The organism is Megalodesulfovibrio gigas DSM 1382 = ATCC 19364 (assembly GCF_000468495.1).
GTDB lineage: Bacteria > Desulfobacterota > Desulfovibrionia > Desulfovibrionales > Desulfovibrionaceae > Megalodesulfovibrio > Megalodesulfovibrio gigas.
Genome location: NC_022436.1, coordinates 86,090 through 95,973, shown reverse-complemented (window position 1 = coordinate 95,973; position 9,884 = coordinate 86,090). Strand labels below are relative to the sequence as shown.

The window sequence follows — 9,884 nt, the reverse complement described above, 5'->3', positions numbered from 1 at the left end:
GGAAGGGGGAGCGCGAGGGGGAGAACCCTTTTCAAAGGGTTTCCCCCTCGCACACGCCGTGCTCAACGATGCTTACACCAAGACGTCACTGTTGGCGCAGGCCCAGCCGGCAAAGGCATCGGTGTGCACAATGCCCGGCTCCTGGCGGGCGGCGTTGCGCATAAGGAGCACGCCGAATTCCACGGGCAGGCGGGCCGCCAGGGTGGCCAGGCTGGGCATGCTGTCGGACGAGGCCGTGCGGGCCACGCTTTCGCACATGGCATAGACCACGGCCGGATCCTCGGGGATGGCGATGCCGGAAGGATCGGCCAGCACGGCATCAGGGTGGGGCAACTCGTCGAAGGCATTCAGGAAGGCGATGCATTCTGCGGCCGCGCCTTCGCCCACGGCCCCGCGCAGCAGGACCAGGAGGGTGCGGCGGTCCGGCCGGGCGGTCAGGATGCGGGAGACGAACTCCCAGGACCGGGGGGAGGGGAAGGCCTTTTCCGCCCGCTTGGGGTCAAAGGCGTGCAGCAGCGTGGGGCGGAAGCGCAAAAAGGCCTGCAATCGTGGCTCGATGCCGTGATTGGCGGCCCAGGCCAGCCAGTCATCCAGATCAGGATCGAAATCCAGATGCACCATGCGGTTGGCCAGGGCAGAGGGCATGCGGTGCGTCACGGCGCGGTCGGATTCGCGGTTGCCGGCGGCGAACACGGTCCAGCCGTCGGGCAGCTCGTATTCTCCAAGACGGCGGTCCAGTATCAATTGATAACAGGCCGCCTGCACCAGGGGAGGCGCGGCGTTAAGCTCATCCAGAAACAGGATGCCCCGACCCTGACGCGGCAGGAAAGAGGGCGTGCACCAGACCGAGGCACCGTCCTCGCCGATGCGTGGCAGCCCCCGCAAATCCACGGGATCCAGCAACACGGCGCGGACGTCCAGCAACTCCAGGCCATGGGCGGCCGCCACCTGGGCCACCACCTGGCTTTTGCCCACACCGGGCGCGCCCCACAAAAAGGCCGGCTGCCGGATGGCAAGCAAGGTTTCCAATGCCCGGACAATCTCTGACGGTTTCATGCACACTTCTCCTTGCGCAATGGCGTTGCGAAGGAAAGTAATGAAAATGAAAATCAGAGTCAACTAGAAGTTGTCGTCAGGCATAAAGGGCCGTCACATGGCCTCGTAGAATGCCGCGAGATCGCGGGCAAGGCGGGCTTCGGTCCAGACGTGTTCCATGAACCGGCGGGAGGCCGCGCCGAGTTCCGCGCGCAGGCCGGCATCCTGCACCAGCCGGCGCAGGGTGGCTTCAAGGCGCTGCTCGTCGTGGGCGGGCACCCAGGGCAGGTCCTGGCAGCCGAAGTAGTCGCGGATGGTGGCTTTGTTCCACTCGTCCAGGCCGGCGATGGTGGGCAGGCCCATGGACAGGGCTTCCAGGGAGGCCATGCCGTAGTAGCCCTGCATGTGATCAAAGGCGATGTCGCAGGCCTGCTTGCGGGCCAGGCACTCATGGTGCGTGGCGTTGTCGATCAGGTCCAGCGTCAACTGCGGCAAATCCGCCTGCACGCGCTCGCAGACGGCCAGCAGCTCGTCGGTGTTTTTCAGGTCCTTGCGCGTGGGGGAATGGGCCAGCCGCACGGCGCCGTCCGGCTGGCGGGGACTGGGCAGATAGCGGGGATTGTCCTGGGGCACCAGATTGGGCTGCCAGCGCGCGCCCGGGAGCTTGTGCAGCAGATCCGGCGTGCTCACCAGCAGATGCGTGCGGCCAAGGCGGCGATATTTTTCCTGAAAGATTTCCGGAGTGGCCCGAAAGACGTGGTGCCCGTGATGATGGTGCACAATGCCCTTGCCGGCCAGAAACTGCGCCGCGGTGAAGGGGCCAAGGGGCATGTGCTCATCGGCGAGCATGTGGAAGTGGAACACGTCGGCCCCGGCCAGCACGGCTTCCAGCTCGGCCAGGCCGGCGTCGTCCAGCCAGGGGACATGCAGATCCTTCTCGTACAGGTGATTGTAGCGGATCTGCAGCGTCACCAGCCGGCATTCATGGGCCGTGTGCCGGTGCAGGGCTTGGCGCAGCAGCGATCCCACCCCGGCGGGATCGTTCTCGGTGATCATGACAATGCGCACGGCGTCCCCCCTTCAAAAAATGTACGATGGCCCTGTCATCCTACCAAAAGTCTTTGGAAAGGGGGTTCGGGGGAAGAACNGAACCTTTCTTCAGAAAGGTTCTTCCCCCGAAAATTCTTGCCTCTTGTACCCTATGCGCCGCCGGCAGCGCCCTTGGCAGCTCTGGCGCTCCGGGCCAGGGCCAGGGGAACGGTGCGGCTGGCGGGGCTTTCCTTGCCCAGGGTGGCCCAGTCGGCCAGTTCCTCGGCTTGCACGCTGCGGGCCAGCCGGGCGCCAAGCACGTCATCCCAGTGTACCGGCGAGATGCCCATGCCGGGGCATTTGACGCTGATATCCGCGGCGGTGAGCACGTGCCCGGCCGGCAGATCCCGCGTGAAGACGATGCTCTTGCGCAGCTTGACCGCGCTGGCCTGTTCCGCGGGGCAGACCTGCTTTTCGGTCAGCCGCATGGCGGCCTCGGCCTCACGGATCATCCGATGCATGGCCGCGAACTGCGCCGGCTCCAGCGAGGCCTGATGATCGGTGCCGCGCTGGTTGCGGTTCAGGGTGAAATGCCGTTCCACCACGCACGCGCCCAGGGCGGCGGCCGCCACGCTGGGGCCCAGGCCGGCTTCGTGCCCGGAATAGCCCACGGGCAGGCCGTAGCGCCGGGAGAGGGCAGCCATGACCGGCAGGCCCACCAGCTCATCGGGGCAGGGGTAGGAGCTGTTGCAGTGCAGCAGCACGATATCATCATGGTGGCGGCGCATTTCGGCCACGGCCACGTCGATGTCGTCCCAGTCGCTCATGCCTGTGGACATGATCACCGGCACGCCCGTGGCGCCAACCAGGCGAATCAGGGGGATGTTGACCACATCCGCCGAACAGATCTTGAAAATTTCCATGCCCATGTCGAGCATTTCTCGGGCGCTCACGGCATCCCAGGCCGAGGCGAAGAAGACCATCCCCAGGGATTCGGACAGGACCTTGAGTTCGGCCATGGCCTCAAGATCCAGCTCCAGGGCAAGGCGATGCTCGCCGTAGGTGGGGCCGAAGCTGTGCTTGCCGCCATAGGGGGCCTCGCGGCCGGCGCGGGTGAAGAGGCAGTCCATGTCGCGTTTCTGAAACTTCACGGCATCTGCGCCAGACTCGGCCGCGGCGTGGACCATTTCCCGCGCCACGACAATATCGCCCTGATGGTTGTTGCCGATCTCGGCCACCAGAAAGCAGGGCGCGCCAAGGCCGATGTTCCTGCCGGACGCCAGCCGCAGGGGGTTCGCAGGGCTCATCATAGGCTCACCATCTCCAGTCCCCGGGCGCGGCACAGGGACGTTAGTTGTTCACGGATTTCGCCCTGTCGGCCGAACGAGGTGATCAGCACGGCGTGGCAATCCAGGGTTTCCAACACATGCGGCGGGGAGACCACATGGCCGTGAAAAAGTGTGCCCTGCTTGGCGGGGTCGTTGTCCACCAGGGCCACCACCTGCAGGGGCAGCCCCTCGGGCAGGGCCAGGGCGGACAAGGCCACCTCACAGGTTTCCGAGGCCCCAAACAGCACGATGCGCGTCAGATTGCGCTGGGCCAGCAGCCGCAGGCGCTCCCGCACGTGGTATTTGAGGGCCGTATAAATGTGAATGGCTTCGCTGGAACAGCAGGAGGCCATCTCTGCGTGCAATTGTTCGCCTTCGGGAGTCAGTACGTAGCGGTAGCTCTTGGCGTTGCGGCTCTCGAAACGCAGCAGGCCGCGGCCCTGGAGCTCGTGCAGGTGCTGGTTGATCACGGCGCCGCTCAGGCCCAGCCGCTTGGCCAGATCGCGCTGGGACAGGTCGCAGTCGCGGGACAGGGCGTCCAGAATCGCCAGCACCCAGGTATCCCGGCTGGGGGAATAATAGCGCGTGCGCAGGGGCAGCACTGGCAAACTGTTCATGCGGCGACCAATTGAACCTGCATGGGCAGTCTCTAGCAGGCGGTCAGCCACGGCGCAAGCGGCTTGTGCCGCGGAAGAGGGGGCCGGCTGCCGCCGGGATGCGGACTTGTGGGACATGCGGAGGCTCGCTGCTGGGGTTTTGTTCGGTCCTTGAACGCTCATCGGCCGATCAATGCTTCCTCTTAACCCTTGGTCCGGGGATCAACGCATATCTTGACAAAAAAATGGCGGCTACCCTGCAACCTGCCGCAGCAGCGCCCCCAGGGCTTCGGGCCGCACGGCGTGTTGCGCCGGCAGGGGCGGGCAGATCTCTGGCCGGCTGGACCACAACAACCAGTCCGTGGGGACGATGGCATCCCGGACGCGCGCGGCCGCCTTGCCGCCCGTGGCTTCGGGCAGACAGCCGACGTGATCGCCGTAGCCGCAGAGCCAGGCCGGCCGTTCTAGATCTTGCAAACCCCGGGCCAGACGGCCAAACATGGCGTCCGTATGCTGCAGGTGCTGCAGATAGACGTCCATGGCCGTCTCGCCGCCGGGCAGGCGGCCGGGCTTCCAGGGGCCATGGGCTTCCATGGTGATGACGAAGACAAACGCCGGCTCGCTGCTGGCGGCCAGCCAGCGCAGCACAGCCTCGGCCAGGGCGGCGTCGCTTACGTAGGGGCCGCAGTGCGGGGCGTCGGCAAAGGTCTCAATGCCGTGCAGCTCCTGAAAGCCCAGGTGCGGCAGCACGCGGTTTCGTCTGAAAAAAGACAGATAAAATGGATGGATGCACGCCGTACGGTAGCCGGCCTGCTGCAGCGCCCAGGCCAGGGACCACACCGGCCGGCGGCTGGCGGTGAAGTAGGGGTTGAAGGCGTCTGTCCCCAGTGTGTGCAGGGGCAGACCGGTGAGCACGGAAAATTCCGTGCGCATGGTGTAGGCGCCATGGGTCTGGACCAGGAACGGCCCGCCCGTGCCGCCGTGTTCCGGCTGGCGCAGGGTGTCCAGATTGGACAGCAGGGAGGCCGGGGCCGTGGGGAGGTGTCTGCGGATGTCAAAAAAGGATTCCGCCTGGACCAGCACCAGATGCGGCGCGTGGGCGGAGCAGACCGGGGCGTGCTGCATCGGCTGGCTGCGTGCGCCGTCCTCAAAGCGGGGCACCCCTGGCCGGCCCTCGCGGCCGCGCAGATGCACATGCCACAGGCCATGCAGGACCAGGGAGGCCAGCAGGCCAAAGCGGGCAAAGTCCTCGTTGGCGTCCAGGGTCGGGGGGTACTGCTCCAGCAGGGGCACGGCGGCTTCGCGCCGGGATGGCAGAAAAATGACACCCAGCTGCGCCACCACGGCTGCGCCAATGCCCAGGGCCGTCACGGCCAGCCAGCGCCAGCCCGCATGCACCGCCGGTTCCTGGGTCCAGAGCCAGGCCAGGCCGCCCGTCAGCAGCAGCCCGCCCAGCAGGACAGGGGGCGGAAACAGGTAGGGGACATAAAAGCCGGGATGCCGGATCACCTGCATGCACAGGGCGGCGTCCAGAAAGACGATGGGCTCGTGGAACAACTGCCGCTTGAGCCGGTTGACCACAGACAGCAGCACCGTGCCGCCTGCCACCAGCAGCAGGGAGATCACCGGCCGGCCGGTCAGGGCCAGCAGGACAAGAAACAGCACGGCCACGAGGGCGGCGGGCAGGCCGTCGATGAGATGATCCAGCGTCTTCCAGCGGTGCTGTACGGCGTCCACGCGATGCATCACCAGACCCACGACCACGGCAAGGAGCAAGGCCACGGCAGGATGCAGCATCAACGCTCCTCTCGCCGGGGGGATTCGGCATCCGGCAGCACGTGAAAGGCAAAGCCGTGTCGCAGGATGAGATCCACCAGCCGGGGCGGCAGCAGGGCCAGCAGCTTGAGACCCACGGCCAGCAGCAGGGGGAAGGCGATTTCCGCCTGTCCGCGTTCTGCGCCGCGGCGGATGCGCAGGGCCGCCTGAGCCGCGCTGATGGTGAAGGGCTTGGATCCCTGATAGCGCCGGCTCATGGGCGAATCCACAAACCCGGGAGACACCACGCTGACGCGGACGCCGTACGGCTGCAGCCAGGCGCGCAGGGCATCGCCGTAAACCTTGGCCGCGGCCTTGCTGGCGCTGTAGGCCGGGGAGGAGGGCATGCCGGCCCAGCCGCCCAGGGAGCTGATCACCACCAGCCGGCCGGCGCGGCGTTGGCGCATGCGCTCGGCCAGGGCGGAAAGCGTCTCCACCGCGGCCAGGGTGTTCACGGCGAACAGCCGGCGGACATCCTCAATGGGTTCGGCCGTGTCGTCCGGTCCCAGGGAGCTGGAAACCCCGGCATTGGCAATGACCATCTCCACCGGGCAGGCATCGTCCACGGCCTGGATCCACTGGCGCAGGGCCGGGCCGTCCCGCACGTCCAGGGTCCGGGCCTCCACGGTGCTGCCCAGGGCCCGGCAGCGTTCGGCCAGATGGGCCAGCCGGGCGGCATCGCGGCCGCACAGGGCAAGGCGCACGCCCGGGGCGGCAAATTCCAGGGCCAGGGCCTGGCCTATGCCGCCGGTGGCTCCGGTGATGAGAACATGCCGTGCGTTCATGCGGAGCGGTCGGCATCCACGGTGCGGCTCATGAGGTAGTTGCCGCCGTCATGGGGCAGCAGCCGTTGCCGGGGGACGTTGAAATGCTTCACCACCTCGAAGCCGTGGCGGCGATAGAAGCGCACGGCCCGGGTGTTGTCCGCCCAGACGTGCAGGCTGACCTTGGAAAGGCCGTGTTCCGCGGCCAGCAGCAGGGAGCATTCCAGCAGTTCGGCTGCCGCGCCGGTGCCGCGCCAGGGTTCCGCCACCCAGATGGTATTGATATACAGGCTGTTGGCGTCGGCCATCTGGAGCAGGCCTTCCAGGGTTTGCAGCCGTTTGCGGGGCACGAGCTTGTGCAGGATGTCCGGCACGCCGTGCAGGTCCCAGGGGTAGGCCAGCAGCAGGCCGGCGAGGGTGGATCCGCCTTCCAGCAGCAGCACGTGTTCATGACTGAAGGGATTGCCGGTTTCCATGATCAACGAGGACAGCAGCCGTTCCGGAGAGACCAGCAGGGACGCGCCACGCAACAGGTAATCCGCCACCCCGCCGGACACCTCGCGGACAATGCGGGCGATCTGCTCCGCGTCTTCGGGATCGGCCTGGCGCAAGCTCAATGACATGTCTGCATCCTGGCTTATGCTTTCAGACCCAGGCGGCGCAGGGAACCTTCCACGGCCGCCGCAATGCCTGCATCAGTATAGAAATTTCCCGGAACCAGGGCCTCTGCATGCAGGAGTTTGACAAATTCATGCATCAGGCTCGCGTCGGGCAGCCGCGGCGCGGTCCAGAATTGTTCCAGCGGGGCTTCCCGGGGCGTCACGGCCAGGCCGGGCAGGGCGTAAATGGACTTGCCCAGGGAGAACACCGGCCGGCCCAGGGCCAGGGCCTCCAGGCCCATGGTGCTGTTGACCACCACCACCCCGCGGCACTGGGGCGAATCCATGAGCGGCCGGCCTTGCCCGCCGTCCAGATAGATGATGCGGTCCTGGATGCCCGAGGCATGGGCGAAGTTGTCCACGAACTGGCGCAGATTGATCAGCCCGTTGTCCAGGGGATGATTCTTCACCACCAGCCGGCACCCCGGAGGGGCGGCGTTGGCAAAGGAGGAAAACACCTGCATGATGGAGTCGCGCACGCCGTAATGCGAATAGGATCGCACCAGCACATCCGAATCCAGCTGCAAGGGGAACAGGAAATACGGCTCGCCGGACCTGAGCAGCGTCCGCTGGCGGGTGAGGGCTTCCAGCTTGCGGCGGCGGCGCGTCACATACCGCGGCAACCAGCCCCTGAGTTCCCAGAAGATGGGATACGGCCGATGCGTGCGGTACAGCGGGAACATGCCCAGGAGGATGGTGTTGCCGGCGTGGTGCTGGATGGTCTCCAGCACGCGGGTGTGCATGCAGTCCGGATAGGCGTACATGGGGGGCGCTTCGGGCAGGGTGGCGGCGCGTTCCCGGATGGTCTCCGGCGTATTGGGCAGGCTGGAGCGGATATAGACGCCTTCGCGCTCAAAGGTGACGAAGTTGGGCCGCAGATAGCCTTCATCCACCACGTACACCCGGATGTTGCGGGCCCGGGCAATGCAGATGGCATCGCGGTGCATGGGCCGGTTGTCGCCCATCAGGACAAGATCCGTCACGGCGTCGCGGTCCATCTGGTCGGCAATCCAGCGCGGCCAGTTGCCGCGAGACCCGTGATACGTCCGCACGCAGGGGAAGGGCCACAGGAACACGTCCCCCCCGCACAGGTTCACCTTGCGCACCTTGGCGCCGCACGCACGCACGGCCATGCCCAGGCGGCGGAAGTACCGGCTTTGGGGGCCCTGCAAAAACAGGAAGGAGCGGCTGCTGGCGGGCACACGCTCCGGCGAAACCGTGCCAATGTCGGCGGCCGGGTTAATCCTGCATGTCATTCGCGTCGCCCTGCTGTTGTTCCTCAAGCATGGCGGCCACCTGCTCGCGCACCTGGGGCAGTTCCTGCACCACCAGATCCACGACCTGGCGCACCTGCTCCCGGGTGTGGTGGCTGGACAGGAAGAACCGCAGCCGGGCGGCGCGTTCCTCCACCACCGGGAAAATGATGGGGATGACGTACACGCCCTTGCTGAACAGCCGGGAGGCCAGCACCGCGGCTTCGATGGAGCTGCCCACCATCACCGGCACGATGGAATGGCCCTCGGAGCGGCCGGTATCCAGGCCCTTGCCCCGGGCGTAATCCAGGCAATAGCGGCCGATATCCTGCAGGGCGCGCACACGCTGGGGCTCGCGCAGCATCATGTCCAGGGCGGCCTTGCTGGCCGCGGCCACCGGCGGCGACATGCCCACGCTGTACAGAAAGCCGGGGGCCAGATACTTCAGGCATTCCACCATCTCGGCGCAGCCGGCCACATAGCCGCCGCAGCCGCAGAGGGTCTTGCTCAGGGTGCCCATCCAGATATCCACGCCGGCAGGGTCCACGCCGTAATGCTCGGCAATGCCGCGCCCGGTGGCGCCCAGCACGCCCACGGCATGGGCCTCGTCCACCATCAGAAAGCACTGGTGCTTCTTTTTCAGCTCGATGAGCCGGGGCAGGTTCGGGGTGTCCCCGTCCATGCTGAACAGCCCTTCGGTGACGATGAGACAGCGCTTGTAGTGGCCACGTTCGGCGGTCAGCAGGGTGTCCAGGGCCTCCACGTCGTTGTGGGCATAGGGCATGCGCACGGCGCCGGAGAACTGGGCGCCCTGGATGATGGAGTTGTGGGCCAGGCTGTCATAGACCACCAGATCGCGCTTTTTGAACAGCTGATAGATGGTCCAGACGTTGGTGGCGTGCCCGCTGACAAAGGCCACGCAGTCTTCGGCATTGTACATGGCGGCCAGGCTGCGTTCCAACGCCCGGTGCGGCGGCCGCTCGCCCGAGGTGGGCCGGCTGCCCGAGGCCGTGCTGCCGTGGCGCTCCAGGGCCTCAACCACCGCGGCGTTGATTTCCGGGGAGCCGTTCAGGCCCAGGTAATCATAGGTGGAGAAGTTCAGATACTCGCGGCCGTCGATGGTGGTGGTATCCCTGGCCAGCCCGTCATGACAGAGGAAATACAGGGAATCGATGTTCCACTGTTTGGCCACGGCCTTGTGGATCTGGATTTTCTTGACGTCCGCAAACTGCTTGAAGCTGCACGCCTCCCCCCCGTGAGCCGCGGGCGCGGCCTCCCGGCCGGCCGGGGCCGGGGTGGTCCGCGTGGAGAGCTTGGCGCGCATTTTTTCAAGCAGCGACTGCTTGTTCTGGTCGCTCATGCCTGAGCCGGGTCGAGAGGAATCTGAAGCGGGCATGGATGGTTC

At 66.4% G+C, this 9,884-nt stretch carries 9 protein-coding genes; all 9 read right to left on the bottom strand.

Annotated features, from left to right (window positions below; all coding sequences use genetic code 11):
* Window positions 1-72 precede the first annotated feature (72 nt).
* Window positions 73-1,056 (bottom strand): AAA family ATPase, encoded by a 984-nt coding sequence (locus DGI_RS16640; RefSeq protein ID WP_021758473.1) that lies wholly within the window; start codon window positions 1,054-1,056, stop codon window positions 73-75.
* A gap of 93 nt (window positions 1,057-1,149) precedes the next feature.
* On the bottom strand, window positions 1,150-2,103 hold the full coding sequence (locus tag DGI_RS16635; protein ID WP_021758472.1) for a glycosyltransferase: 954 nt from the start codon (window positions 2,101-2,103) through the stop codon (window positions 1,150-1,152).
* 131 nt (window positions 2,104-2,234) lie between these two features.
* A complete protein-coding gene (locus DGI_RS16630; protein WP_021758471.1) occupies window positions 2,235-3,371 on the bottom strand; it encodes an N-acetylneuraminate synthase family protein in 1,137 nt (378 codons plus the stop codon).
* A complete protein-coding gene (locus tag DGI_RS16625; protein ID WP_021758470.1) occupies window positions 3,371-4,009 on the bottom strand; it encodes a winged helix-turn-helix transcriptional regulator in 639 nt (212 codons plus the stop codon). Before DGI_RS16625 ends, DGI_RS16630 begins: the two co-directional genes overlap by 1 nt.
* Window positions 4,010-4,240: 231 nt before the next feature.
* Window positions 4,241-5,785, bottom strand: a complete 1,545-nt coding sequence (locus tag DGI_RS16620; protein WP_021758469.1) for an LTA synthase family protein — start codon at window positions 5,783-5,785, stop codon at window positions 4,241-4,243.
* The gene (locus tag DGI_RS16615) at window positions 5,785-6,588 is read right to left on the bottom strand and encodes an SDR family NAD(P)-dependent oxidoreductase (protein ID WP_021758468.1); all 804 of its coding nucleotides are present in this window, start codon (window positions 6,586-6,588) and stop codon (window positions 5,785-5,787) included. The genes DGI_RS16620 and DGI_RS16615 overlap by 1 nt, the downstream gene beginning before the upstream one ends.
* Window positions 6,585-7,190 (bottom strand): GNAT family N-acetyltransferase, encoded by a 606-nt coding sequence (locus DGI_RS17640; RefSeq protein ID WP_021758467.1) that lies wholly within the window; start codon window positions 7,188-7,190, stop codon window positions 6,585-6,587. The genes DGI_RS16615 and DGI_RS17640 overlap by 4 nt, the downstream gene beginning before the upstream one ends.
* 14 nt (window positions 7,191-7,204) lie before the next feature.
* Window positions 7,205-8,482, bottom strand: coding sequence for a capsule biosynthesis protein (locus DGI_RS16605; protein ID WP_081696955.1), 1,278 nt, complete (start codon window positions 8,480-8,482; stop codon window positions 7,205-7,207).
* Window positions 8,466-9,875, bottom strand: coding sequence for an aminotransferase class I/II-fold pyridoxal phosphate-dependent enzyme (locus DGI_RS16600; RefSeq protein WP_051286664.1), 1,410 nt, complete (start codon window positions 9,873-9,875; stop codon window positions 8,466-8,468). The genes DGI_RS16605 and DGI_RS16600 overlap by 17 nt, the downstream gene beginning before the upstream one ends.
* Window positions 9,876-9,884: the final 9 nt, after the last annotated feature.

Bases quoted from the DNA above. Each gene is read 5' to 3' on its own strand.
- DGI_RS16615 (WP_021758468.1), bottom strand. From the start codon at position 6,588: ATGAACGCACGGCATGTTCTCATCACCGGAGCCACCGGCGGCATAGGC.
- DGI_RS16620 (WP_021758469.1), bottom strand. From the start codon at position 5,785: ATGCTGCATCCTGCCGTGGCCTTGCTCCTTGCCGTGGTCGTGGGTCTG.
- DGI_RS16630 (WP_021758471.1), bottom strand. From the start codon at position 3,371: ATGAGCCCTGCGAACCCCCTGCGGCTGGCGTCCGGCAGGAACATCGGC.
- DGI_RS16600 (WP_051286664.1), bottom strand. From the start codon at position 9,875: ATGCCCGCTTCAGATTCCTCTCGACCCGGCTCAGGCATGAGCGACCAG.
- DGI_RS16640 (WP_021758473.1), bottom strand. From the start codon at position 1,056: ATGAAACCGTCAGAGATTGTCCGGGCATTGGAAACCTTGCTTGCCATC.
- DGI_RS16625 (WP_021758470.1), bottom strand. From the start codon at position 4,009: ATGAACAGTTTGCCAGTGCTGCCCCTGCGCACGCGCTATTATTCCCCC.
- DGI_RS17640 (WP_021758467.1), bottom strand. From the start codon at position 7,190: ATGTCATTGAGCTTGCGCCAGGCCGATCCCGAAGACGCGGAGCAGATC.
- DGI_RS16605 (WP_081696955.1), bottom strand. From the start codon at position 8,482: ATGACATGCAGGATTAACCCGGCCGCCGACATTGGCACGGTTTCGCCG.